Below are 25673 nucleotides of genomic sequence, written 5' to 3'. Positions count from 1 at the left end.
ATCCGACAGACCGAGGTGATGCCATCGCGAGCAAGCCCGCTCCCACAGTCATATCTATAACCCTCAGGGCTTTTCGCCATACCAGCGCGGCGTGTACACCCACTGTGTGCCATCGGCCCGCGGAAAGGTGCAGGTCGTCGACGAACCCACCAGCACCATGGTGCGCATATCTACCTGATCCGGCGTCAACTCACCCAGTGTGATCACGCGCAGGGTCTGACCCGGACGCCCGATATCACGCCCCAGTACCACCGGGGTTTGCGCCGTGCGATGACGGCGCACGATATCCAGCGCAACACCCAGCTGCCACGGTCGTGAGCGAGAGATAGGGTTGTAGAACGCCAACGCCAGATCCGCCTCGGACGCCAGATCCAGACGCTTCTCAATGATGCTCCACGGCTTGAGGTTGTCCGACAGCGACATCACGCAGAAATCATGCCCCAACGGCGCCCCTGCCTGCGCAGCGGTGGCCAGCGAAGCCGATACCCCCGGCAACATCTCCAGATCAACAGAATGCCAATGCGGATCAGTGGACTCGTGCAGCGCTTCCAGCACCGCTGCTGCCATGGCAAAGACCCCGGGGTCACCCGAAGACACCACCACCACTGAACGGCCCTGCGCCGCCAGCTCAAAGGCATGGCGGGCGCGCTGCATCTCTTCGCGGTTGTCGGTGCAATGCATCACCTGATCGTCGCGAAACGGCCCGGCCATGCGCACATAGGTTTCGTAACCCAGCACATCGTTGGCCCGCGCCAGCTCGGCCTTGACCGCAGGCACCATCAGCTCGGCAGCACCGGGCCCCAGGCCGATAACTGCCAGACGGCCTCGGGTACGACCAATCTGCAGCGGGTCCAATGGCGCGGGTGCCACGCCCAACGTCAGGGCGCCACAGGACTCGCGCCAGGCCACAGGCAGTTCCTCACCGGCACTGGCAAAGCGCAGTGGCACACCCAGCTCCAGAGCTGCTTCACGCAACTGGACACTGGCCATCAGGGTGTCGACGGCAACCAGGCAGGCCAGCGATTGCCAGGCCAGCTGCGCGTTATGCAAAGCCTCGCGAATGGCCTGCGCCGAGACCTCGGCACTGACCTTGACCAGCAGATTGCGCGGATAGATCAGCAGCTCATCAGCCGCCGGTTCACGCGCGGCACTGCCAACATGAATGGCCAGACGCGCCTCCTCGCTTTGCGGCAACTGCGCACTGGCCAGCCACGGCGCATCGCCTTCGATACGCACCGACTCGCCCGCCAGCAAGTCCGAGACAAAGCGCTTGCCCAGCTCCAGATCACCCAGGGAATAACCACTCGGCGGATTCAGCAGGCAGGTGCCAAAGCGCAGCTCACCGCTGGTGGTGATCGCCGGGGCAATGCCCAGCCCGGCAGCGATTTCCCGCGCCAGATCGTTCACTCCAGCCAATCCGCCCAGCAACGGCACGACCGCGCTGGCGTCTTCGGCCACGGCCAGTACCGGCGGCTCGGCGCCCTTCTCCAGCAGCAGCGGCGCCAGCGTACGGATCACGATACCTGCCGCGCACAGGGCAATAATCGGCGTGTCCTGCTGATACAACTCACGCAGGGTGGCGCCAAAATCGCTGTAACTGCGATCAGCGCCTTCGACCCGACCGCTCAGGCCATAGATCCGCGCCTCGGGGTAGCACTGCTGGATGCGCTGGGCCGTGTTCAGGCTGCCATTGCCGAGGATGACAATGGCCGGGGCCGGACGACTCATCCTTGCCACCGTTCGCCCGGCACGATAATCAGCGAGAAGTACGGCGAAGACATCGGTTCCACTTCATTGAGCGGCACAATCTTCTGATTGCTCATGGTGGCGCGCTCCACATACAGCGCACGCTCGGCCAGCCCAAGCTCACCCAGCACTTCGCGCACTTTATGGAAGTTGCGCCCCAGCTTCATGATCACTGCCGCATCGGCCACCGCCAGGCGCGATTTGAGCTCCTCGTGGGGCAGCACCCCCGAAAGCACCGACAGGCTCTGGTTGCGATACACCAGCGGCACGCCCAGCACCGAAGCGCCACCCAGCATCGAACACACGCCCGGCACCACTTGCGCTTCAAAGCGCTGGGCCAGACGATCGTGCAGGTACATATAGGAACCGTAGAAGAACGGGTCGCCTTCGCAGATCACCGCCACATCGCGGCCGGCGGCCAGATGCTCAGCCACTTCAACAGCGGCCTGATCGTAGAAATCGCTGATCACCTGTTCGTACGACAGGGGCGCAGGCAGCACTTCAGTGGTCACCGGGTACACCAGCGGCATCTGGGTTTGTTCGTCTTGCAGATGGGCCTCGATAATGCCGAAGGCATTGCCCTTTTTGCCCTTGGCGACGAAATACGCCACCACCGGCGACTCGCGCAGCAGGCGCAAGGCTTTAACGGTAATCAGCTCCGGGTCACCGGGGCCAACACCCAGACCGATCAAACGTCCTGGCTGTGCCATTATTCGATCTCCGTTGCCAGGGCGTTGACCGCAGCGGCGGCCATTGCACTGCCGCCACGACGGCCCTGCATGATCACAAACGGCACGCCACGGCTGTCCGCTGCGAGCATCGCCTTGGATTCCGCCGCGCCGACGAAACCGACCGGGAAACCCAGGATCAGTGCCGGTTTCGGTGCCCCGGCGTCGATCATTTCCAGCAGGTAAAACAGCGCGGTCGGCGCGTTGCCGATCACTACCACGCTGCCTTCCAGATACGGACGCCACAGTTCAAGGGCCACCGCCGAACGGGTGTTGCCCTTCTCCAGCGCCAGCTCCGGTACGCCTTCTTCGCGCAGGGTGCAAATCACCGGGTTATTGGCGGGCAGGCGGGTACGGGTGACGCCCTCGGACACCATGCGTGCATCGCACAGAATCGCCGCGCCAGCGGCCAGCGCATCGCGCCCGGCCTTGCCCGCACCCGGCGAAAAGCGCAGGTCTTCGATGGCGTCGACCATGCCGCAGGCGTGGATCACGCGTACGGCGAGTTTTTCCAGATCCGCCGGGATGCTGTCGAGGTTGGCCTCGGCACGAATAATGGCGAACGAGTTGCGATAGATCTCTTGACCATCGCGGATGTAATCAATCATCGGTGTTGCTCCGTTGGCGGGCCTCAAGCCAGGCGCCCGCCGCTTCAATAGTAAGGTTGCGCTCGCGCAGAACACCGAAACCCGGCTGCTCTGGGGCACGTAAATAAAGGTCGTAATGACCGGGCGCCACGGCCAGCAAGGTGACCGGCGCAACATGGGCTGCCGCGCAAGAACGCAGGCAGCCGGTCAGATGAACAGTGTGTGGTTGCACCAGGGCTGCCGCGAGCTGGCGCGCATCCTGTTTGGTGTCCGCCAGGCCCTTGGCACAGGCGCTCGACCCGGTACAGGCAAGCAGATGCGCCAGCGGCTGCGCTGCGCTACAGAGCAGGCCCAACGCCTCCAGCTCGCCGGTAACAGTCAGCGCAGCGTCAGCCCGCACATTGGGCAGCACAACGCTTTGCCAAGGGGTAAAGCGCAACGTACCGTCGCCGAAGGTTTCCGCCAGCTGCGCCAGACCGGCTAGGGTTACGGCATCCAGTCGGCCCAGTGCAGGCACGGCGCCAACATAGACCCGGCCCGGCTCGCGCTGTGGATAAGTACCGATATGCCTCAGCCCTTCAGCATGAGCACGTTGCCATGGGCCCTGCGCTATCAGTGGCACACTGAGGCGCTGCGCCAGCTGAGCCATAAAGTCCCCGATCGGAACTTCCTTGAGCAAATGGCGCATCCGCGTGTATTCCGGGCGGGCCAGGTCGAGAAACAGGTTCAGTACCGCCAGCACCAGCTCATGGCCTTGCTCGACCGGCACCGCAGCCAGTGCCAGGTCATGCCCCGGACACCCGGCCAGCCCGAAGGCCAGCAGGGTCTGGCCCTTGAGGTCAAATGCTGACAGCCACAGGTCATGGGGATGCTCCAGCATGGCCAAGGCTTCGCCACCGTCCAGTTGCACGGCGAACTTGGCCGATAACTCGGCAAACCGCGGCGTGGTTTGCAAACTGGTCAATATCTGCCGGGCCAACGGGCGGGTATCCAACTGCATGTGCCGATCGATCCCGGCACTCGGGCTGAGCATCAGGTTGCGTACATCGTCACCCGCTGCGGTCGCAGGCCCAAGGCCCACTGCCAGCAGTGGTTCGATCAGCTCGCGGTGTTGCGGCCCGACCCCGCGAACCTGCAGGTTGCCGCGATTGGTCGCCTCGATCACACCGCTGGCATAACGCTGTGCTACATCCGCCACGGCCCGGGCCTGCTGTGCGGTAATCGAGCCACCGTCCAGCTTGACCCGGCAGATCCCGCCATCGAGCGCGGCCACGATACGCAGCAACCCCGGGCAAGCCGAAGGGCGCACAGACGTCGTGACAGGCAGTTCAAGTGGCAATGGCAATGGGCTATCCAGGGCAGGCAATGACAGGGCGGCATTATGCCTGCTTTGGGCGACCCCATGAAAAGCCTGCCGGACGGAATACCTACATAAATGGCGGCTGTTCAACAGATACCGGGTGAACACGTCCCAGATGAGTGATCAGCAGCACGACGGTGTCGGCATTGGCCAGCATCAACTCGATACGTTTCAGGGGGTCGTTCATAAACACTTGTCGGGCTTGCTCCAGAGTTTGTACCCCGGCAATTTTTTTCACCCGCCTTTTCGCCGTGCCTCTGGGTAAGTCACTCCACTCCTGGGTATCGGCAGTCAACGTTTGAAACAGCTTGTCAATTTCCAGATAGGGCGAATGGCAATGCTGGGCAAAGTTGCAGAGCTCTTTAAGCTGACGGCCGTAGACCGTGCGCTCATCCAGCAGATCGACATAGGGAAAGCCGGGATTGGAATAAAAAATGTCCTCCGTGTCCAGGATCTGGTGGGTGGTCTCGTGCAACAGGAACGAGGCACGATAGTGCTGGTTGACGGCAAACGGCGGCTCCGTCTGTTTCAAGTACGGGTGGCTTGACGCATAGGGCTGCTCAAACTGGGTGGTGAAAAATCTGTCAGTCAGATAGATGAGCTTTTCCGGGTCGGCCAGGTTGATAAATGCCACGGAGTCGTCACCGAATCGGGATCGACACACCACATACTTGCTTGAGTTCTGCGGCGACATCTCGGGATGTAAGAACCGTGCAAGCAAGGGTTCGACCGTTTGCTTGAGCCGCTCCAGCATCGCCGGATCAATCGTCTCGACACCAAAGAAATCCTCCAGCAACTCACGGTTGAGCATATTCTTCTCTCCCGCTTCATTGAGCGTATGCAGCGCACTTTGACTGCGTTGCAGGTAGGTACTCGCCAGTTCGTGGGCCTCGCGAATCTTCAGCGCCTTGTCAGGAAAGTGCCGTTGAATGCGCCCCATGCCAATGGCATTTATTTCATGGCTAAAGGCATACCCGGCGAGGATGGTTCTGGAGAACACCGGCCCGCCGCCCAACAGCGGCTCACGCAGGTCCAGTACCCACTCCTGACTGTCATTGAGTTTCACCAGCGGGCCATCGTGCTGCTCATCGATAAAAATGCGCCAGCGCTCACGCCAGGCCTTGAGGCGAAATACCTGCCCCGCCAACGGCACATAGTTCAAACCGCTGCGCGGATCGCGGTAAACATGGGTGAGCGGGTCTTTGTGCAGATCCTTGAGGGCCACATCATTGGCCTGAAAACGCTGCAGCCCGGCTTGTTCGCGCGCGGCCAGGCCGGGGAGCAAGCCCTCGCCCTGTTTGCCGCTACGCTGGCCGGTGGCAATCATCAGTAGCGCCTGGGCAAAATCCCCCACCGCTTCGCCCCAGGTGCCGCGCCTGGCCGCAGCCACCCCCTCGCGCAGCGCCCCCATACTTTGCCAGACCACGAGCGGAATACTGAGCCGGGCCGGGAGAAACATCAGTGCGGTCTGGGCAATCAGCGAAAACAGGTACTTGAACGACTCCCAATCGGTTTCAGCCGTGGACTTCGATTGCGCCGCTGCCATGTCCAGCAGCAGGTGATAGTTGTCCCGGTACAACTCGCTGAACAGATTGCCATGGATGGGCCGGCTGGCAAGCGTGGGGGGGCGCGCCTTAAGCAACAAGCCCGGAATGGGTGAGGTGTTGTAACGCGCCAGATGAGGCTCGACAAAACCACCATGGGCGTAGGTCTTGCGACTGAGGTGCGACAGGCGAGACAGCAGCAGGTCTTGTAAATCAGTTGCGGTTTGCAGCTCTTCGAGCAAGTCGGCATCGCTGTCATACGAGCGGAATGTAACGTGCTCGCTGTAGTTGGCCCACAGTATCTGCGGCCCGGCCGCCGGATTTTCGGGGCCGATCAGATACAGCCCCGCCACCCGGTCGGGGTCATCCCCCTCCTCGGCGATCAGCTCGAAGGGCCGAATGATAATGGGGACCGCATCCAGGGGTTCGCGAGCAGAGCCATCGGGCATGTCCATAACATGCCGCAGGTAGCGGTAGACGGTTTCCTTTCTCGGGTCGGCCAGTTTCTCGCGCAATGCCTGTTCGATAACTTGTAGCCGCAGGTGTTCGGCAAATTGTTGTTGGCGCAGGGCCACGCCGTCATTGCCCGGCGCCAGCTTTGTGTTGAGCAATGCACGGTAGTGCCCGCCGATATCCAGCTCCCGGGTTAACTGGCGCACATAGGCGGCATCCAGCGAAACGGGCAAGGCCCGACCATCCTGAGACTGCACGAAAATCGCCCCGGCGTTGAGTCGATAAAAACCGTTCAAGGCAAACTGCGCAAGCGTCTGGCGAGTACGTGTCGTGGCAGCAGGCAAAAAAGACGGGGTATTTCCAGTTGCTACAGGGGCAGCGGTATAGGTATCGACTATCACGTCAATGGCGTCCGGCTCCAGTTCCTGGCCGGGGAAGTCAGTCTCCAGCCGAATCGTGAGCGCTGCTCGCGAGAATTCGGTTATTTGCGGTATGTCGTGCAGGTAACTCTGATCTGGCTGCCCGGCATGTTGGTAGCGTTGCAGGACCTGGGCGTAGTGCAACTGATCGTCAGGCGAGGCGGTTTTCAACCAGTCCGGTAGCAAGTTTTTGAACAGGTGCAGACGTGCCGTATCGATCACCCGATCCAGCATCACACCGGCCCGGCCTTCTACCAGCACGCTCTGTGCAATGTTTTCGAAGCCCTGCGCTGACAGAGGGGTGTCACGGGCCTCGCGGCATACAGCGTCGGTATCAAGCAGCACCTTGTCGATGGCGGTTATCTGGCATTGGCAGAAAAAGTCTTGCTCAATCGGCTCAAAATAAAACCAGCGGTTCTGGCCGACGGTTTTCCAGTCACGAGAGCTGTCCAGGTACTTCGATACACCCGACTGCTCGGCAGTGCCGATATGGGTCAGCAACTCCCAGCGCCGCGCCTTGTCCAGCAAGCGAGCTTCAAGGTGCGCGGTGCACAGGTCCAGAGAGGCAAAACCTTCAAAGCCTGCTGCCGGTGTCCAGACAATGGCACGGCCCGCGTTGGCGGACTCCAGCCCTCCGCGTTCGGTGACCACAAAACAGTTGGCCACACTCATTGCCTCCAATGCGCCATTGAAGGACAGGTTGATGCCATGCACATCCGGCACAAACTGATTTAGTGCCGGGCGCTGATTGCTCACCGGGTATTCCAGCACCGTGGCAAGCGCGCCATGATCGACCGGTGCCAGGCCGTTATCCCGCTGCATAAGCGCCAGGTCGGCACGCAGCACCACCCCCCTCAAGGTGGCGAGCCGGTGTACCAGCGCGTCCGGCCCCTGAGTGCTGTACGGGGTAAAAAAGAATGCCCGGATACGCGCCTTGAACAGCGCGCTGAAATCCATCGCGGCCTGATCCAGGACCGTCAGCACTTTGGTCCCGGCAAGGGTTTTCAGCGGTTTCACTTCATCACTGTGCTCCGATTGCACGGCGGTCTGAATATCCTGCGGATTGAGCGACAGCGCATGAGCGCCTGTGACCCGCTCCAACAGCGCATCAACCAGCGCCACTGCGCGAACGTCCAGGGGGGGCTGGCGTGCCTGAATCACCACCCTGGCAATATCCAGACGCCCATGCCCGGCCCGGGTCATGGGCTCCATCAACCGGGCCTGGGCAAATGACTGTGGCGTTGGCCAATGGCGCAACAGTTCATCACGCTGAGCTTCGATGCTCGGCAATTTCACTGTGAGCAAATCAGCATGCCCTTCACTGCTGACCGGTGTTGGCGTAAAACCGCTGGTGCCCGCTACAAAACGGCTGGTCCAGCGCACGCCACGGTTAATCGCCAACAGCCCGGGGTCGATCAACCTCCGCACATCCAGTGCGTGATCAACCGCCGCCTGCGCCAGATGCCCCAACTGAAACTGGCGTAACAGAAAGTTGAAATCACTGAGCTGCCGGGCACGGATTGACTGCACACAATCAGCAAACACATCGGCAGAAATATTTTCGACACTCAATCGAAGCCTGGACATTGCCGTGAGTGATTCACGTTGATCCAGCGCGATATAGCCCGCGATGGATGCAAAGCTGTGCGGGGCTCTCAGACGGGTGAGAACCCAGCTTTTGAGCCGAGCCCGGTTGTCATGTTTGATCAGTCCCTGGGCGGCGCCAAATGAAAACACCGGAACATCCTGGCGCGGAAAAAACACACAGAACAACCCGTTCAGGGCCACCTCGCCCCTGCCCGGATCAAACACCGACAACCGCGCTGGCTGCACCTGGGCGTTGTCATTCACACCACAGAGCAGTTTTTGCAAGTAATCAAATTGCTCACGGGTGATTTGCCGGTCATCCAGGGCCTGGATTGCCTGGTGATAAAACCGATCACCCAGCCGGGCGACACAATAGTCATAAGGGCTGAGTTGCGCCTCGGCCGCCTCGTGCCAATAAGTATCCAGAGCCGCCTGCACGCGTGCGGGCAAATCCCGGGTCGCATTCGACAGGATGCTAACTAGAGGCGCTAGCACTTCATTGCTGTCGTTCGCAGGTACCCCCAGCAACTCCCGGCTTTGCGCGGCGGGCAACTCACCGGCCAGATAAAAATCCAGCGCCGCCGAGCTCAGGGTGACAGTCGAGACCTCATCTTCCTGGGTGGGATGCTCTGCGCGTTGGCTGCTGCGTACCCACAGGGTGTGAATATCCAGTTGCCTGCCCGGGTATTCGACCGCCAACGCCGCGCGTAACTGCGCGTCAAGAACCGAAGACAACGAGGGCATACGGGTCAGGCTGGCCAATGTTTGGGCCTGGCAATTTTCCAGAAAATCGCTGATGGCCTGACTGGCGTGTTGCATGACGGGTGATGCCAGCTGGCGGCTGTCGAGGGTCAGCGCAGCGGAGCTGACAAGCGCAGCGCGCACGTCCAGAGGGGTAAAGCGCAACAGCTCGCTACGTTGCCCGGGATCGTCCAGTTGCTGTTCAAGAGCCTGACGCAAAACGCTTTCGCTGGCAAAGCGTCGTAACGCTCCCGGCACGTTAAACAGAAACACAGGGCCGCGCGGACGGCTGCTTGCCCTGAACAGCAAAGCCCCTACCCAGTTCACCGGCCGGCATTGCTGGCGAGATAAAAACAGGCGGTGCGCCTGCACGTTCGAGGTCGTGGGTTTTTCCTGCGCTGCGATGGCCAGCGCCGCGTGTTCAGCCGCACTGATGTCACCCGCCAACTCGGCGAGTGACAGACTGTTCATAAAGCTTTCATACAGGGCGTGTTCTGCATAAAACGGGCGTGAGGTCGCGTTCATCGTTCATCTCGCAAGCGTGACGGGTAAGCCTGAGGGCACCCTGAAAATGAACTTGCACGCTATGACACGCCGGCACGGCAAAGGCGTTACATACTTATCGGCCTTACACCGTTGTCACGGCAGGCGGCTTGAAATACCCCAGCCAGGTGATCAACAACGCCAGAGAGTCGGCATTCATCAAGATAACGTCCGCCCGAAATGCCGGATCGCTGAAGAAACGGGAGCGCACCTGGTCAATCGTCTGACAATGGGTCTTTTTCATCAGCACATACTCAAGCCGCAAATCCATCGCAAAGTAGGCTCGACGGTTGGTCGCTTTCTCTTTAAACAGATCGCCCCGGGCAATTTCAGTGGTCAATTGCCGGTAGCGGTTATCCTGCATCTGTCGCTTCAACAGGCTCATCGGCCCACGATAGTTGGCCTCGGGCACCAGCAATTCCTCAAAGGGATGGCTTACGCCCAGGTAGTTGATATCAATGGTGTTCAACGCAACATGGCTGAATTCATGAATCAGGATGGTCGCCGTCGAATGCTTCACCCGGTCAAATTCACGGCCATCCCGGCCCATAACCGCATGCTCAAAAATATCCTCAGCGCGGGCAAAATACCGGTCCCCCAAGAAAACGGCTTTGTATTTGATCACCAACCCCATCTTGCTGGTCATGGCGATGCTGCGTTGGTCGGGGCTGGAGAACAGGGCATAACGGGCTGAATTGACCGGTGAGTATTCAGGTGACTGCAAGGTGGTTAAAATTTTTTCAACGGCACGTTTCAGCTTCCCCAGGACCGATTTCTCAACCACCGCCACGCTGAATACCCGGGCCAGAAAGCGTTGTGTTTCGGCGCTGAACTCACTGACTTCAGTGGCAGATTGCAGGTGCGCCAGGCAATCGCTGGTGTAACGGATCGCCTGTGCGTGAGCTTCCCGAATCACCCGTGCCTTTCGCGGCTGCAGCCGCTCAATCATGCCCATTCCCATGGCCGTGATTGTCCGCCCGCTGGCCGAAGTGACGGATACAGGCGTATCGGACAAGCCGCCAAGCACCTGACCGCCGCCCAACAACGGCTCCTTCAGATCCAGCACCCAGCGCTGCTGATCGTCGCGCCGAACCAGTGGCCCATCGCGCCCTTCACCGATAAAAATTCGCCAGCGCTCTTGCCAGGCAACCACCTCAAAAGTCTGGCCATCCAGTGCAATATAGTGCCGAGCCGTGATGACTTCGGTGTAGAAGCCGGTGCGGCTGTCTTCGAGCAGATCGGCCAGGGACACATGATTGGCCGCATACGGCCGCAAGCCGTTGCGCTGCTCCGGCGTCAGGTGCCCGGCGGGAGGTTCCAGCACCATAAGCGTGGTCGGGGCGACAGGTGTCACGGCGGCGCGAGCCACTTCAATCATCAACAGCGCGTTGGCAAAATCGAACAAGGCTTCGCCCCAGCGGCTCTCTGCCGAGGCCTCAACTGCCGCCTCGACACTTGCCTCGCCTTGCCAGACCATCAAGGGCACGCTCAGTTTGCCGGGCAAAATCAACAGCCCGATATCGGCCAGCAGCGATAACACGAACACCAGAGACGCCCAATCCGCTTCGGCCACGCTGTGAGATTGGCGCCTGGCCAGGGCCAGACGCAGCTCAAGCGTGTCGGTAAACAGCCTGTTCAGCAGATTACCGCTGACTGCATCTGCAGCCAGCGTCGCAGGCGGGTTGGCCTCGGCCGGCGAGCTAAGCGTCGGATCGACATAGCCAATATGCGGTTCGACAAAGCCGTTGTGGGCATAAATCTTTCTGACCCCGAGCGCCAAACGCTCCAGTACCAGCCCCTGAAAATAAGTGCTTTGATGCAAGTGACTTAAAAACGCCTGCTGGTGCGCAAACCCTTTAAGCAGGTAATCCCTGCTGTAAAGCACATACAAAACCTGCGGCCCGGCATCCAGTGACGCAGGCCCGATCAGGTACATGCCCTGGGCCATATCGGGATGACGGCCCGGAATCGCCCGAAAGGCCAAGGGCCGAAACACCAGTTCCAGCCCCTTGAACGGCTCACGGGCCGTAGCATCCGGGCTATTGAACACATGCTTGACGTACGCGTAGGAGGTCTCATCCAGCTCGCCCTTGAGCTTGGCCTGCAAGGCGTGCTCGAGCATCTGCGCAGGCAGCTGCTGACTGAACAGTGCCTGACGACGCGCTACACCGTCGCGCCCCGGCGTCAGCTTTTCGACCAGCAACGCCTGATAGCGTGTCGCCAGATCCAGCGAACGTACCAGCTCGCGTACATAGTGATCATCCAGCCCGGCGGGCAGCGGTTGCGGGCCAATGGATCGGTAGCTGCGCAGGCCCGATTGCAGATTGATAAAATTGCTCAGAGCAAAGTACGTCAGGTTATGGCTCAGCCGCGATACGGCCGCAGACCCGGCAATTTCGCCCCCTGCCGGGCCGCTGAACTGCACCACGCTGATCAGGATGTTATCGGGGTCGAGGGCCGCATCGGGGAAGTCGGCCTTGAGGCGCGCAGCCAGTTGCTCGCGGGCATAGTCCAGCAGCTCGGGCACACCTTCAGAATAGCCTTCGCCTGCGGCCTGGCGAAAGCGCAGCATGAGGTCGGCATAGTCCTGGCGATCGTCAGGGCTGGCGTGCTTCAACCAGTCGGGCAAGCCTTCGTTGAACAGCCAGTCACGCAGCTCCTTTTCAATACCTTGCAGGTTAAAACCGGCCTGCTCTGCCCAGTAACGTGCCACCTGCTGCGTGAGCACTTGCGCCGAGGCGTGGCTCACTATGCCTTGCTGCACCAGCAGCTCGATATCACTGAGGTTCTTTTCCTCGACCTGCTGCTGACAAATGCCAAGCCAGTCGCCCTCAATCACCGTCGGTACCCATAACGCATGGGCTGCGGCCGCCAACACAGCCGGGCGGTGGTAGAGGCTGAGGGTATCGAGCAATGCCCAATGCGGCTCCTGCAACCGGGTTTTCAGCGACTCCAGACAGCGGCTCAGCGAAGCATGGCCTTCAAGGCCGTTTATCGGCGTCCACAGCACTGCCCGCCCGCTGTTATTCGTATCAGTGCCGCCGCGCTCGGTCAGCACAAAACAGTTGCTCAGGCTGACCGCCTGCCGCCTGCCCGGCAGTACCAGCGACAACTCGCACACATCGGGGACAAAGCCATTCAAGGCCCGACGCTCGTGGCGCAAAAGCCGGTCAAGCACGGTGTTGACCATCAGGCTCTCAAGGTCAGTCAGCCGATGCCCGGCACGCTTGATTTGAACTTCATAACGCAGCGCCGAACCTCGCAACCGCGACAACCCGGCTGCCACCTCGCGAAAAAACGCGCGCTGTCGCTGGTTGAGGTCGTCAGTAAAGCCTTGGCCAGCACGGTCCAGCAATGGCAGTAACTGCCTGCCGTCGAGGCTGTCCACAGGTTTGATTTCGGGACTGTTTTTTTGCGCGCCCAGGCGAATATAAGCGCCATCGGCGGGCAAGGGATTGGCACCGGTGACGCGCTCCAGCAGCGTGTCTTGCAGCGAGGCGACATGCAGCGGCTGCTGCGTCTTTCGCCGCGAATATGAAGCGTAGGTCTGCACCTGCAACTGGCTAGGCATTAAAAAACCGGCCCCGGCCGCCGCCAGTTCAGCCTTGAGGCGCACCTGCGCGATACTGTGCAGACTGGGCCGGGCGAACATCAGCAGGTTCACTTGCCCGCCCAATGCTTGCAGTTTGCTCTGGAGCAGCCCGAGCGCCTCGATATGGGGTACTGGCACGGCTGCCACGGTGGTTTCTCGCGCCAGCGCCAGGCCGGTGCTCCAACGACCCTGGGTGCTCAGTGCCAGCAACCTGGGGTCGAGTAAAGTACGCACATCCAGCGCATGATCGACCACGGCATTTGCATCAAGCCCGGTATCTTTCACAGCGTTTATCAGCCACCCAAGGTCACGTACCTGTTTGTCGATAATCGACTGCACGCGGTTGGCGAAAAGATCCCCGTCAATCACTTCGACTTCGACGATCACAGTATGCATACGGCGCAGCACGGGCTGCTGGTCCCGTGAGACATGGTTGAGCAGATTATTGAGCTGCCTGGGGTCTTTGAGTCGTGCCAGCACATCAGCCTTGAGCGCAGCAGGGCTGGCAAAGCACTCAAGGCCGGCACGGGAGCTGAATAAAAACATCTCGCTGCCACCGGCAGGCGCATAGGCATTGAACAATCCGGCCAGAGTCACCTCGGCCGTCTCCTGCTCCAGCAGCGACAATTGCAAAGGCTGCCATTGCCCAATCGGGCCGGGACCGGCAAAGCGTGGCGAGGGGCATAGAGCCTTGAGCCCGTCGAACTGAAGCTGATCAATCCAGCCCAGATGACGGGCCTGCAACAGTTGGTTGAAAAAACGCTCGCCCATCACGTGACGGGCCAGTGCCCGCAAGCTCAGCCCCTCGATTCCCAGCGACCAGAACGCCTCGACCTGCAGCCCCATCCACTCGGGCATTGGCCCGCTCGATGGCTCAAACTGCTGGTGCTGCTGGTTGAGCATGTCGCGCAGGGATGGCAACCCCAGCAAACGATCCCTCATCAACTCAAGGTTATGCAGGCGCAAGTCGATAATCGATTGATAGCGGTTTTCAAACACGCCAGTCTTGATCAGCGCCCGCTGCAGTTTCAGTGAGCGGACCTCTGTCAGTTGCTCGCGCACCTCTATCGGCACAAAGCGCAGCAGGTCTTCACGCAACAGCGGATCGGCCAGACGCGCCTTCAAGATCACAAGCAGGCCACCTGCCCTCGCGACCTTTTCCAGCCCGGCAACAGGTGAATACAGAAACCCGCCCGACAGCGGACTGTCGGTCAGGGTGACGAGAAAATACCCGGCCAGCTCCGCCAACGGGCCGTCGACTGCCGCGACGCGCAGCCGATAAACATCCCGGGGTGGCTCCTGCAGTACTTGCTGCAAACAAATCCGCTCGGCTGCCGTGAGTTCACCCGCCGCGTCAAGCCGGGCCAGGTCCCTTGAAAAACCTGCCTGCATGGCCCGCGCCCAATCGTCGTCCGGGGTGATCTCATTCATGCTTCGCTCCTGGTGATTGCCTTGATGGCAGGGCAAAACATGGCGCAGAACCGGTTCCTTGATGCACTGCATATGCACCACCCGCCCAGTGGCTTTATGCGCAAGGCACCTGCAGGCCAAGGCGCGCTATCATGCGCCCCCTGCCTGCAGGCCTTGCAAACCTGCTGGCAGCTGGATAAATCAGTGTTTACCTTGAGGATCGGCATGTCGCCCTGGCTAACAATTGTGGGAATCGGTGAAGACGGCTTCAGCGGTCTGGGCAAAACTGCGCGGCGCGCGCTGCTGAGTGCGAGCACCGTGGTGGGCAGTCAACGCCAGCTCGACCTGTTGCCGGTTTGCATCCGCGCCAAACGCCAAACCTGGCCAAGCCCGTTTTCATTGGTGCCCGTACTGGCATTGCGTGGCGAGCCGGTATGCGTACTGGCCAGCGGCGACCCCATGCTGTTTGGCGTGGGCGCCAGCCTGGCGCGGGTGATCGCGCGCGATGAAATGCAGGTGCTGTCGGCGCCATCATCTTTCTCGCTTGCTGCCGCCCGCCTGGGCTGGGCGTTGCAGGACGTGGTCACGCTGTCCGTGGTGGCCCGCCCTGTGGCCGCCCTCAATGCCCACTTGCACAGCGGCGTGCGCCTGCTGGTGCTGAGCAACGATGGCAGCAGCCCGGCCATTATCGCGGCGTTGCTGCGCGAGCGCGGTTTTGGGCCAAGTCGGCTGACAGTGCTGGAACATCTTGGCGGCCCGCTCGAGCGCCGCATTGAAGGCTCTGCCGATGACTGGAACGACCCGCCAATCGCCGACCTCAATCTGATCGCCATTGACTGCCTGGCCGATGCCACAGCCCAGCCGCTGTCCCGTGGCGGCCTGCCCGACTCGGCCTTCAAGCATGACGGCCAACTGACCAAACGCGATGTGCGCACCATTACCCTGGCCCGCCTTGCGCCCCTGCCCGGGCAACTGCTGTGGGACGTGGGCGCTGGCAGCGGTTCCATCGGCATCGAGTGGATGCGCGCCTGGCCGAGTTGCCGCACCCTGGCCATTGAAGCCGATGAAGGCCGTCAGCAATTGATCGAACACAACCGCGATGCGCTGGGGGTGCCCGGCCTGCAATTGATTCGCGGCAAGGCCCCGCAAGCGCTTGCCGGGCTGGAGCGTCCGGACGCGATCTTTATCGGTGGCGGCGTCACCCGCGAAGGCGTGCTCGACACCTGCTGGCAGCAACTCAAGCCCGGCGGGCGACTGGTGGCCAATGCCGTGACCCTGCAAAGTGAAATGCTGCTGATGAGCTGGCGCGAACGCCACGGTGGCGAGCTGACCCGAGTTCATATCGCCCAGGCCCAGCCGTTGGGCGAGTTCGATACCTGGCGTCAGGCATTGCCGATAACCCTTCTGGACATGACCAAGCCCCTTGATGCGTGACGAAACTGCCGAACAACCCGCCCCGCTGCGCAGTGGCCTGACCACCGGCAGTTGCGCCACGGCGACCAGCCTGGCTGCGGCCCGCCTGCTCCTCAGCGGCATCAGCCATGATGCAGTCGCCATTACCTTGCCCAAGGGCAAGGTTGTCACCATGCGCCTGGAATTCTGCCGCCTGTGTGCAGAAGGTGCCGAAGCAGGCACCATCAAGGACGCCGGCGACGACCCCGACGTAACCCATGGTGCGTTGCTGTACTCGCGGGTGCGCCTGCGGCCCGAGCCGGGCATCGGTTTTGTCGCCGGGCGCGGCGTCGGCACCGTGACCCGCCCGGGGCTGGTATTGAACGTCGGTGAACCGGCGATCAACCCGGTACCGCGCAAGATGATCACCGACCACTTGCAGCAACTGGCTGCCGAGCTGGGTTACGGCGGCGGTTTTGAAGTGACCGTCAACGTGCAGGACGGTGAAGCCCTGGCGCTGAAAACCATGAACCCACGCCTGGGCATTCTCGGTGGGCTATCGATCCTGGGCACCAGCGGCATCGTGCGACCGTTTTCGTGCGCGGCCTATATCGCCTCGATCCACCAGGGTATCGACGTAGCGAAAACCAACGGCTATCTGCATATCGCCGCCTGCACCGGCAATGCCAGCGAAGACACCATGCGCCGGGTCTATAACCTGCCGGAAATCGCCCTGATCGAAATGGGCGACTTTGTTGGCGCGGTACTCAAGCATCTGCGCAAAGTACCTGTGGATAAATTGAGCATTTGCGGCGGCTTCGGAAAAATCAGCAAGCTGGCCGCCGGGCATATGGACTTGCACAGCCGCCACTCCAGCATCGACCTGCCGCAACTGGCCGAATGGGCCGCTGCCATCGGTGCCGACAACGAACTGCAAGCCGCCATTCGCCAGGCCAACACCAGCCAGCAAGCCTTGGCGATGGCCAGCGCGGCCGGTATCGCCCTGGGCGATGCGGTCTGCCAGCACGCACTGGATTTTGCCCGCAGCGTGGTGCCTGCCCAGGTTCAGATTGAAGTGTTTGCCATCGACCGCCAGGGCGGCATCGTTGGCCATGCCGGAGCCTTTGCATGAAGCGAATTTTATTGCTCGGTGGCGTTACCGAAGCCCTGGCCATAGCCCGCACGCTGGGCCCGCAGCACGTCTACAGCCTGGCCGGAGTGGGCCGCGTGCCCACCGATTTGCGTTGCGAAGTGCGGGTCGGCGGTTATGGCGGCGCTGAAGGTCTGGCCCGGTATATTAGCGAGCAGGGTATCGACTTGCTGCTGGATGCCACCCACCCCTACGCCGCGCAAATCAGCCAGAACGCCGCCCTTGCTGCTGCCGCCAGCGGTATACCGTGCTGGGCCTTGCGCCGACCGGCATGGGTTGCGCAAGCGGATGATAACTGGCGGGAAGTGGCGGACTGGGCAGAGCTGGTTGAAGCGTTAAAGCCATTCAAGCGCCCGCTGTTCACCCTGGGTCGCGAGCCGCTGGAGCATCTGCATGAGATCCCCGAGAACCAGTACTGGACCTTGCGCGCCCTGGACGTCTACCCCGGCAATGATCGCTGCGAAGTGATCGGCGCCCGCGGGCCGTTTCTGCTCGACCAAGAGCGCGAGTTGTTCGAACAACGCCAGATCGATGTACTGATCAGCAAAAACAGCGGCAGCAGCGCCACCGAACCCAAACTGGAAGTCGCCCGTGAACGCAGGGTGCCGGTGTTGATTCTCAGGCGACCGGAGCTGGCGAGGGCTGATCGGGAATTTGGGGCAGTGGATTGCCTGCTTAATGCACTGAAGGTTGAGAATTGTGGGAGCGGGCTTGCCCGCGATGGCATCACTGCTGTTCGCCTGACAGACCGCAGCGCCTGCATCGCAGGCAAGCCTGCTCCCACAGGGTTTGTGGCACCTACAAAATTCAAACTTGGCAGGGAACATTGTGGGAGCGAGCCTGCTCGCGATGGCATCACTGCGGTTCGCCTGACAGACCGCAGCGCCTGCATCGCAGACAATCCCCACAGGTTTGTGGGAACTACGGCTATACCCGCGCGACACTTCGCCACACCTGCTATTTTTACTTACACTGGTCAATCTGGCTAAATAGCCCCTTGATCGCTTCACTCATGGAATTGCTCATGTCCCGACAACGGTTTGCATTTGCTTGGATCGCCTGCTTTGCAGTGCTGTTCAACATGCTCGCCATGTCGACAGCCGGGGCCATGGGCGGCGCGCAGCAAACGTCAACCGAACAATTTATATGGAGCAGCTTCTGCACCTCCACGGGCACCAAGATGGTCGCCGTGTCGCTGGGCAAGATGGATGTCGGCGACAGTCAACAAGACGATCACTCCACCATGCAGCATTGCTGGTGCTGCTCGGGCTCCGCACCGTTGGTGGCACTGCCTGCGCATATCCCCACCTTGTACTTTGCGGCCATCGAACGTGGTCACAGCCTGATCCCCGATCACCTCAAACGCCCCACCCCGCGCCAGCAATGGCCGAGTCTCAACCCCCGCGCCTCCCCCCTGGTCTGATTCTGCCTCGCAACCCCTTTGCGTTTGAATCGTTCCGGAGAATTGCCATGTTGAACTTGCCATTGTTCAAGCACGCCCTGATTGCGGCGGCTGTGTTGCTGCCTGCCTGTTTTGCCAACGCCCACGAATACCAGAGCGGCGCCCTGCAAATCGCCCATCCGTGGTCGCAGGAGCTGCCGCCCAACGCGCCGACTGTGGCCGCGTACTTCATCATCAACAACACCGGCAGCACCGCCGACCGGCTGGTCAGTGTCGACACGCCGATTGCCGAAAAAGCCGAGCTGCATCAGCACATCATGGAAGGCGACTTGATGAAGATGTTGCCCGTGCCCAGCGTCGAAGTCCCGCCGGGCGGCACCGTGACCTTTGCGCCCATGGCGTACCACGTGATGATGTTCGGTCTAAAGGACCGCAGCCTGCTGCAAGACGGCAAGCACTTCCCGCTGACCCTGCACTTTGAAAAGGCCGGCGCCGTGCCGGTTGAAGTCAATGTGCAAAAAGTGGCCCCGGCCGACAGCATGGAACACATGCACGCCCACTAACGGCCAAGGCTTCTGACCCCCGTGCGCGAACCTCGCGCCAGGCACTCCATGTCGCAAATTCGCGGCAGCTGGCTGAGCCTGTTTGCCATGTTGATGATCTTTATCGGCCCGCTGATTTCCCAGGCGATGCCGATGGATCATCACGACTCCATGTCCATGCCCATGTCGACCGGCATGAGCATGGACATGCCTGCGCACGCCGACCATAAACAACCTGCCGCCGACCACCACGCCCTCTGGGAGAAGTGCGGCTACTGCACCCTGCTGTTCAGTTGCCCGGCCCTGCCCGGCAATATTGGCCTGAACCTGTTCGATGCACCGCCGCCCAAACGCTACCTGGCCTCCAACCCCCGCCTGGGTCATGCCCGGCAACCGGTATTCCCCGGCGCCCGTTCCCGCGCGCCACCCGCACTCCTTTAGCTCTCGACACAACACTCACCCGGCCCACCTGCAGGCGCTGCTTTAGACAGCCGCAGGCTTATGGCTGCGTTGTATTCGTCTGAAAATTGGAATGCTTATGTCCCGCTTTACTGCTGCCTCCCCTTTGCCCTTTGCCCTGAGCACCCTGTGCTGCGCATTGTTGGCCTCTACTGTTGTGGCCGACGAGCATGCGGCACACAGCAATGAACTGAGCCCGCTGGTGATCACCGCCATTGCGCCCAGCTCACCCCTGACCGTGGTCACCAACCCCAAGGACCCGCGCCAGCCGGTGCCCGCCAGTGACGGCGGCGATTACCTCAAGACCATCCCCGGCTTTGCTCTGATCCGCAACGGCGGCACCAATGGCGACCCGGTGTTGCGCGGCATGTTCGGCTCACGCCTGAATATCCTCACCAACGGCGGCGAAATGCTCGGCGCCTGCCCCGGGCGCATGGACGCACCCACCTCCTATATCTCCCCCGAAACCTACGACAAGCTCACCGTGATCAAGGGCCCGCAAAGCGTGCTTTGGGGCCCGGGCGCCTCTGCAGGCACCATCTTGTTCGAGCGCGAGCCCGAGCACTTCGGCGAACTCGGTACACGGGTCAATGCCAGCCTGCTGGCGGGCTCCAACGGCCGCTTCGACAAGACCATCGATGCCGCCGCCGGTGGCCCGCTGGGCTATGTACGGGTGATCGGCAATACCGCCCACTCCGACGATTACAAGGACGGCAATGGCGACACCGTGCCCTCGCGCTACGACAAATGGAACGGTGATATCGCCCTCGGCTGGACACCCGACGCCGACACCCTGCTCGAACTCACCGCTGGCAAAGGCGACGGCGAAGCACGCTCCGCCGGGCGCGGCATGGACGGCAGCCAGTACCAGCGCGAAAGCCTGGGCCTGCGCTTTGAAAAATCCAATATCGGCGATGTTCTCGACAAGATCGAAGCACAGGTCTACTACAACTACGCCGACCATGTGATGGACAACTACACCCTGCGCACCCCGTCGGGCACCGGCATGATGGCCGGGCCAATGGCCTCCAACGTCGACCGCCGCACCCTCGGCGCGCGGATCAAGGCCACCTGGCGCTGGGCCGATTACCAGTTGATCAGCGGTATCGACGCGCAGACCAACGAACATCGCAAACGCATGGGTATGGGCATCGATACCTACAAGGAGCAGAACTGGAGCAAAGATGCCGACTTCCACAACTACGGTGCCTTTGGCGAGCTGACCTGGTACGCCGCCGAGCGCGACCGGGTAATTACCGGCGCCCGCCTGGACCGTGCTTCGGCCAAGGATTACCGCGCCCGTCTCGGCTCGGGAATGATGAGCAAACCCAACCCGACCCTGGACCAGACCCGCGCCGACACCCTGCCCAGCGGCTTTGTGCGCTACGAGCATGACCTGGCTGACAGCCCGACCACGCTGTATGCAGGTTTGGGCCACGTGCAGCGCTTCCCGGACTATTGGGAGCTGTTTTCGCCAAGCTCAGGCCCGGCCGGTTCGGTAAATGCCTTCGAGGCAATCAAGCCGGAAAAAACCACCCAGCTCGACGCTGGCCTGCAATACAAAAGTGAAAAAACAGAGGCATGGGCTTCGATGTACGTCGGTGAAATCCGCGACTACATCCTGTTCGACTACAGCGGTGGTGCGTCCCAGGCACAAAACATCAACGCGCGAATCATGGGCGGTGAATTGGGTGCCGCCTACCAACTGACCTCCAACTGGAAAGCCGACGCCACTCTGGCTTACGCCTGGGGCAAGAACACCACTGACGGTAAAGCGTTGCCACAAATGCCACCCCTGGATACACGCATGGGCCTGACCTACAGCGAAGACGCCTGGAGCGCAGGTGCCTTATGGCGAGTGGTTGCGCCTCAGGGCCGTATCGACCGCAACGCGGGCAACGTGGTGGGCAAGGACTTCGACAAGAGCGCCGGTTTTGGCGTGTTCTCGCTTAACGGCGCGTACCGTATCAACAAAAACCTCAAGGTCAGCGCCGGGGTCGACAACCTGCTGGACAAAAACTACAGCGAGCACCTGAACATGGCGGGCAACGCCGGTTACGGCTACCCGGCCAACGACCCGACCCCGATCAATGAACCGGGCCGCACACTGTGGACCAAGGTTGATGTGAGCTTCTAAAAACAACCTGAGTCCCCTGTGGGAGCTGGCTTGCCAGCGATGCAGCCACCCGGTCTATTTATGAGACCGAGGTGATGCCATCGCTGGCAAGCCAGGCTCCCACAAGCTTCAAAACCTATTTAGCCTTGCGGAGCCGCTCACATGAGCCAACCAACACCGTCTTTCTACAACCTGGCCTGGCGCTGGCATTTCTATGCCGGGCTGTTTGTCGCCCCCTTTATGATCCTGCTGGCCCTGACCGGGATTATCTACCTGTTCAAACCCCAGCTTGATCCCCTGCTCTACGACCACCTGCTCAACGTCACGCCTGGCCATCACCGCCTCAGCGCCGACGAGCAACTGCTGCGCGTGCAAGCCACTTATCCACAGGGCCAGATCAGCCAGTACCTGCCGCCCGTCAATCCTCAGCGCAGCGGCCAGTTCGTGATGCTCAACGCTGGGCGCGAGCTCAATGTGTTTATCAACCCCTACAACGGCGAAGTGCTGGGCGAGCAGGATGCCAAGCTCAACCTGCAAGCCATAGCCCGTGCGCTGCATGGCGAGTTGATGATTGGCACCCTCGGTGACCGCCTGGTGGAACTGGCCGCTGGCTGGGGCGTGGTGCTGGTGGTGTCCGGTCTGTACCTGTGGTGGCCACGGGGGCAATCGGCCGCCGGGATACTCTGGCCCCGCCTGAGCCGTCGCGGGCGGGTGCTGTGGCGCGACTTGCACGCCGTCACCGGGTTCTGGGGCGCGGCCCTGCTGCTGTTCATGCTGATCAGCGGCATGACCTGGACCGGTTTCTGGGGCAAGCAATACGCGGATGTCTGGAACCAGTTCCCGGCCGCAATGTGGAACAACGTACCCCAGTCCGACGTTGAAGCCCGCAGCCTCAACACCGCCACCCGCCAGACCGTGCCCTGGGCCATGGAAAACACGCCGATGCCGGTCTCCGGGGCCCACGCCGAACATATGGGCCACGGCGCCATGGCCAGCGGCCCCGCCGCACCCGGCATCAAGTTGCAGGACGTGGTCGACACCGCCAACCTGCGCAAGGTCGAACCCGGTTACAGCATCACCCTGCCCACCACCGCGACCGGCGTATTCACCGTCGCGGTATTTGCCGACGACCCGCGCAACGATGCCACCCTGCATGTTGACCAATACACCGGCGAAGTGCTCGCCGACGTGCGCTGGCAGCATTACAGCAACGTCGCCCGCGCCACGGAAATGGGCGTGATGCTCCACGAAGGCAAGCTGTTTGGATCACTGAACCAGATCGCAATTCTGCTGGTGTGCCTGATGATCCTGCTCAGTTCGGTCAGCGGCCTGGTGATCTGGTGGAAGCGTCGCCCGCAGGGCCGTCTGGGCGTACCGCCGCTGCGTCACGACTTGCCGACCTGGAAGACCGGCGTAGTAATCATGCTCGCGCTGGCCGTGCTGTTCCCGCTGGTAGGCGCATCGCTGATTGGCGTATGGGTACTTGACCGTTTGCTGCTGCTTTTTCGTTCAAAGCCGCAACATGAGCACTCCTCATAACTAACGTGAGTGATCCGAGAGGCGCATTGCAGAGCGATCTCTATACTGGCGCGCCAGTATCAGGCACAAAATAGTTGTTACTATATAACAATCTATTTAAGCTCCATCACCCGCCGCCAGGAGGCAGCGGGCACACCTCTCGAAAAAAGCGACTCACTGCCCCCGATGAACAAGTACCTTTTGTCCAGCCTCTGCCTGCTGGCGCTCAACAACGCCCAGGCCGATGACAGCGCCCCGTCCCTTATGCTGCCCGCAGCCAGTATCACGGCCCCGGAAGTTGACGCTGAGGCCATCGACCTCAAGACCGCCACCAGCGCCGGTTCGCGTTTGAACCTCAACAGCCTGGAAACCCCGGCCAGTGTTGAAAGCCTGACCGGCGCGCAAATCCACGCCCGGGGCGACCGCAGCGTGCAAAGCGCCGTTACCCGCACGACTGGCATCAGCTACACCGGCTCACCGGGCAACGGTGGCGCGGCTTATTCGGCCCGCGGTTTTGTCGGCGAAGGTTCGGTGATGCAGCTTTACGATGGCATACGCATGTACAGCGGCGCAGGCACCGTAACCTTCCCGGTGGACGACTGGTCGGTTGAGCGCATCGACGTACTGCGCGGCCCGGCCTCGGTACTGTATGGCGAAGGCGCCACGGGAGCGGTGATCAACGTGATCCCGAAAAAACCCTTTAGCGGCGAGATAGAAAACCATATCCGCATGGGCTATGGCTCCTACGACAACCAGCAACAGGCGCTGGACAGCGGCGGCTCGCTGACCGACACCCTGAGCTACCGCCTGAATATCAACCACACCCAGAGCAATGGCTGGATTGACCACGGTGATTCAGAAAACGTATTTATCAGCGCCGCCCTGCGCTGGCAGGCCACTGACGACCTGGCGTTTACCCTGAGCCACGACTACGGCGACCAAGAGCCGCAAAACGACTTTGGCGTGCCGTTGATCAATGGCCGTTATCACCAGAGCCTGCGTGACAAGAACTACAACGTGCGTGACGCCAAGCTGCACTACAACGACCAGTGGACGCGCCTGAACAGCGAATGGCAGATCAACGACAACCTCTCTGCCAGCAACGAACTGTATTACCTCAAGGCCCAACGTCGCTGGCAGAACGCCGAAAACCACGCCTGGAGCGAGAGCCAGCAAACCCTGCTGCGCAGCGGCTATTTCAGCATCAAGCATGACCAGGAACAGGTCGGTGATCGACAGACTTTCACCCTCAACCATGACCTCTTTGGCCTTAAAAGCAGAACCCTGGTGGGCGCGGACTACAACCGTATCCACTTCAGTCTGCACAGCAATTCGCCGTATACCGATGTGAATACGGACGGCCAACCGATCGATCTGAACAACCCGGAGCGTGGCGAGTTTGAAAGTGACTCGCCGTACCGCGACCAGTTCACCACCACCACGCAACAAGTGTCGCTGTTCGCTGAAAATCGCACCGAGCTGACCGATCAGCTGTCGCTGGTGACCGGCGTGCGCCGCGATATCGTGCATCTGGACCGCGATGACTTCTACCTCGATAAAGCCACCGAACGCAGCGACCGTAGCCTGTCGGCCAACAGCTGGAAAGTCGGCCTGGTGTACGAGCTGACCCCGGACATGTCGGTCTATGCCCAGCAAGCCACCAGCGTGGACGGTGTGGGCGGTTTGATCAGCCTGAGCCAGAAGCAGCAAAACTTCGGCCTGGCCCATGCGCGTCAGAGCGAAGTGGGCTTCAAGCAGATGTTCTGGGATCAACGTGGCGAGTGGACACTGGCGGCGTATCACATCATCAAGAAAGACTTGCTGACCACCGACCCGTTCAACCCGCAGATTACCCGGCAAGTGGGCGAGCAATCCTCCAAAGGCCTGGAAGCCAGCCTGGACCTGCAACTGCCGAACCGCTGGCAGCTACAGGCCAACGCTTCGGTGGTACGTGCCGAGTACGACACGTTTGATGAAGACGGCGTTTCGCGCAAAGGCAATCGTCCGACCGAAGTACCGCGCCGTACCGCCAACCTGTGGCTGAGCAAGGCCATCAGCGACGATGTGAATGCCGGGGCCGGTGTGCGTTATGTCGACTCGCGTTATGCCGACACCGCCAACAATGTCGAGCTGCCGAGTTATACCGTTGTCGATGCCATCGTGAGCTGGAAAGCCCTGCCCAAAACCACCCTGGGCCTGCGCCTGAACAATTTGTTCGACCGCCAGTACGCCATAAGCCAATACAATGGCGGCCAACAGTGGATCATGGGCGAACCGCGTTCGTTTTTTGTGACAGCTGACTACACCTTTTAACCTGTGGGAGCGGGCTTGCTCGCGATGCAGGCGACGTGGCTTACCGTCAGACCGCACTGCTGCAATCGCTG

The 25673-nt window shown here is 61.1% G+C and carries 13 protein-coding genes and 2 pseudogenes; 9 read left to right on the top strand and 6 right to left on the bottom strand.

Translation table 11 applies throughout. The features are described 5' to 3' along the window. Positions 1 to 63: 63 nt before the first annotated feature. The 6 genes from cobJ to ACZRMH_RS04505 form a co-directional block, all read right to left on the bottom strand. Positions 64 to 1728 (bottom strand): precorrin-3B C(17)-methyltransferase, encoded by a 1665-nt coding sequence (cobJ, locus tag ACZRMH_RS04530; protein ID WP_464012358.1) that lies wholly within the window; start codon positions 1726 to 1728, stop codon positions 64 to 66. After that, complete coding sequence (locus tag ACZRMH_RS04525; RefSeq protein WP_464012357.1) at positions 1725 to 2456, bottom strand: precorrin-2 C(20)-methyltransferase; 732 nt, start codon at positions 2454 to 2456, stop codon at positions 1725 to 1727. The genes cobJ and ACZRMH_RS04525 overlap by 4 nt, the downstream gene beginning before the upstream one ends. After that, complete coding sequence (locus ACZRMH_RS04520) at positions 2456 to 3082, bottom strand: precorrin-8X methylmutase (RefSeq protein WP_046810051.1); 627 nt, start codon at positions 3080 to 3082, stop codon at positions 2456 to 2458. Before ACZRMH_RS04520 ends, ACZRMH_RS04525 begins: the two co-directional genes overlap by 1 nt. Further along, on the bottom strand, positions 3075 to 4406 hold the full coding sequence (gene cobG, locus ACZRMH_RS04515; protein ID WP_464012356.1) for a precorrin-3B synthase: 1332 nt from the start codon (positions 4404 to 4406) through the stop codon (positions 3075 to 3077). The genes ACZRMH_RS04520 and cobG overlap by 8 nt, the downstream gene beginning before the upstream one ends. 82 nt (positions 4407 to 4488) lie before the next feature. Next, complete coding sequence (locus ACZRMH_RS04510) at positions 4489 to 9690, bottom strand: dermonecrotic toxin domain-containing protein (RefSeq protein WP_464012355.1); 5202 nt, start codon at positions 9688 to 9690, stop codon at positions 4489 to 4491. Positions 9691 to 9793: 103 nt separating this feature from the next. Beyond that, positions 9794 to 14731, bottom strand: a complete 4938-nt coding sequence (locus ACZRMH_RS04505) for a dermonecrotic toxin domain-containing protein (protein ID WP_464012354.1) — start codon at positions 14729 to 14731, stop codon at positions 9794 to 9796. A gap of 204 nt (positions 14732 to 14935) precedes the next feature. On the opposite strand from ACZRMH_RS04505, the gene cbiE reads away from it, so the two are divergent. The 9 genes and pseudogenes from cbiE to ACZRMH_RS04460 all read left to right on the top strand — a co-directional run bounded on the left by cbiE (position 14936) and on the right by ACZRMH_RS04460 (position 25602). Next, on the top strand, positions 14936 to 16144 hold the full coding sequence (gene cbiE / locus ACZRMH_RS04500) for a precorrin-6y C5,15-methyltransferase (decarboxylating) subunit CbiE (RefSeq protein ID WP_464012386.1): 1209 nt from the start codon (positions 14936 to 14938) through the stop codon (positions 16142 to 16144). Further along, positions 16137 to 17234 carry a cobalt-precorrin-5B (C(1))-methyltransferase gene (locus ACZRMH_RS04495; RefSeq protein ID WP_464012353.1) on the top strand — a complete coding sequence of 366 codons (1098 nt, stop codon included), beginning with the start codon at positions 16137 to 16139 and terminating at the stop codon, positions 17232 to 17234. Before cbiE ends, ACZRMH_RS04495 begins: the two co-directional genes overlap by 8 nt. Further along, positions 17231 to 17950, top strand: a pseudogene (locus tag ACZRMH_RS04490) (cobalt-precorrin-6A reductase); the annotation flags it as partial. The gene ACZRMH_RS04495 and the pseudogene ACZRMH_RS04490, both read left to right, overlap by 4 nt. A 326-nt stretch (positions 17951 to 18276) precedes the next feature. Beyond that, a complete protein-coding gene (locus ACZRMH_RS04485) occupies positions 18277 to 18675 on the top strand; it encodes a DUF2946 domain-containing protein (RefSeq protein WP_464012352.1) in 399 nt (132 codons plus the stop codon). Positions 18676 to 18722: 47 nt separating this feature from the next. Next, a complete protein-coding gene (locus tag ACZRMH_RS04480; RefSeq protein WP_464012351.1) occupies positions 18723 to 19217 on the top strand; it encodes a copper chaperone PCu(A)C in 495 nt (164 codons plus the stop codon). A gap of 48 nt (positions 19218 to 19265) precedes the next feature. Continuing rightward, positions 19266 to 19637, top strand: coding sequence for a DUF2946 domain-containing protein (locus ACZRMH_RS04475; RefSeq protein ID WP_464012350.1), 372 nt, complete (start codon positions 19266 to 19268; stop codon positions 19635 to 19637). 133 nt (positions 19638 to 19770) lie between these two features. Then, positions 19771 to 21792, top strand: a pseudogene (locus ACZRMH_RS04470) (TonB-dependent copper receptor); the annotation flags it as partial. Positions 21793 to 21933: 141 nt separating this feature from the next. Continuing rightward, positions 21934 to 23310: a PepSY-associated TM helix domain-containing protein gene (locus tag ACZRMH_RS04465; protein ID WP_464012349.1), complete on the top strand. Its 1377-nt coding sequence runs from the start codon at positions 21934 to 21936 to the stop codon at positions 23308 to 23310. A gap of 165 nt (positions 23311 to 23475) precedes the next feature. After that, positions 23476 to 25602, top strand: a complete 2127-nt coding sequence (locus ACZRMH_RS04460; protein ID WP_464012348.1) for a TonB-dependent receptor — start codon at positions 23476 to 23478, stop codon at positions 25600 to 25602. Positions 25603 to 25673 lie beyond the last annotated feature (71 nt).

The organism is Pseudomonas sp. B414, assembly GCF_055408445.1.
Note: the sequence above shows the minus strand (reverse complement) of the source record. Positions and strands in the feature narration are given on the sequence as shown.

What these genes read in the sequence shown, in the direction of transcription:
- cobJ (WP_464012358.1), bottom strand. Translation starts at nt 1,728, where the DNA reads ATGAGTCGTCCGGCCCCGGCCATTGTCATCCTCGGCAATGGCAGCCTG.
- ACZRMH_RS04525 (WP_464012357.1), bottom strand. Translation starts at nt 2,456, where the DNA reads ATGGCACAGCCAGGACGTTTGATCGGTCTGGGTGTTGGCCCCGGTGAC.
- ACZRMH_RS04520 (WP_046810051.1), bottom strand. Translation starts at nt 3,082, where the DNA reads ATGATTGATTACATCCGCGATGGTCAAGAGATCTATCGCAACTCGTTC.
- ACZRMH_RS04510 (WP_464012355.1), bottom strand. Translation starts at nt 9,690, where the DNA reads ATGAACGCGACCTCACGCCCGTTTTATGCAGAACACGCCCTGTATGAA.
- ACZRMH_RS04505 (WP_464012354.1), bottom strand. Translation starts at nt 14,731, where the DNA reads ATGAATGAGATCACCCCGGACGACGATTGGGCGCGGGCCATGCAGGCA.
- cbiE (WP_464012386.1), top strand. Translation starts at nt 14,936, where the DNA reads ATGTCGCCCTGGCTAACAATTGTGGGAATCGGTGAAGACGGCTTCAGC.
- ACZRMH_RS04495 (WP_464012353.1), top strand. Translation starts at nt 16,137, where the DNA reads ATGCGTGACGAAACTGCCGAACAACCCGCCCCGCTGCGCAGTGGCCTG.
- ACZRMH_RS04485 (WP_464012352.1), top strand. Translation starts at nt 18,277, where the DNA reads ATGTCCCGACAACGGTTTGCATTTGCTTGGATCGCCTGCTTTGCAGTG.
- ACZRMH_RS04480 (WP_464012351.1), top strand. Translation starts at nt 18,723, where the DNA reads ATGTTGAACTTGCCATTGTTCAAGCACGCCCTGATTGCGGCGGCTGTG.
- ACZRMH_RS04475 (WP_464012350.1), top strand. Translation starts at nt 19,266, where the DNA reads ATGTCGCAAATTCGCGGCAGCTGGCTGAGCCTGTTTGCCATGTTGATG.
- ACZRMH_RS04465 (WP_464012349.1), top strand. Translation starts at nt 21,934, where the DNA reads ATGAGCCAACCAACACCGTCTTTCTACAACCTGGCCTGGCGCTGGCAT.
- ACZRMH_RS04460 (WP_464012348.1), top strand. Translation starts at nt 23,476, where the DNA reads ATGAACAAGTACCTTTTGTCCAGCCTCTGCCTGCTGGCGCTCAACAAC.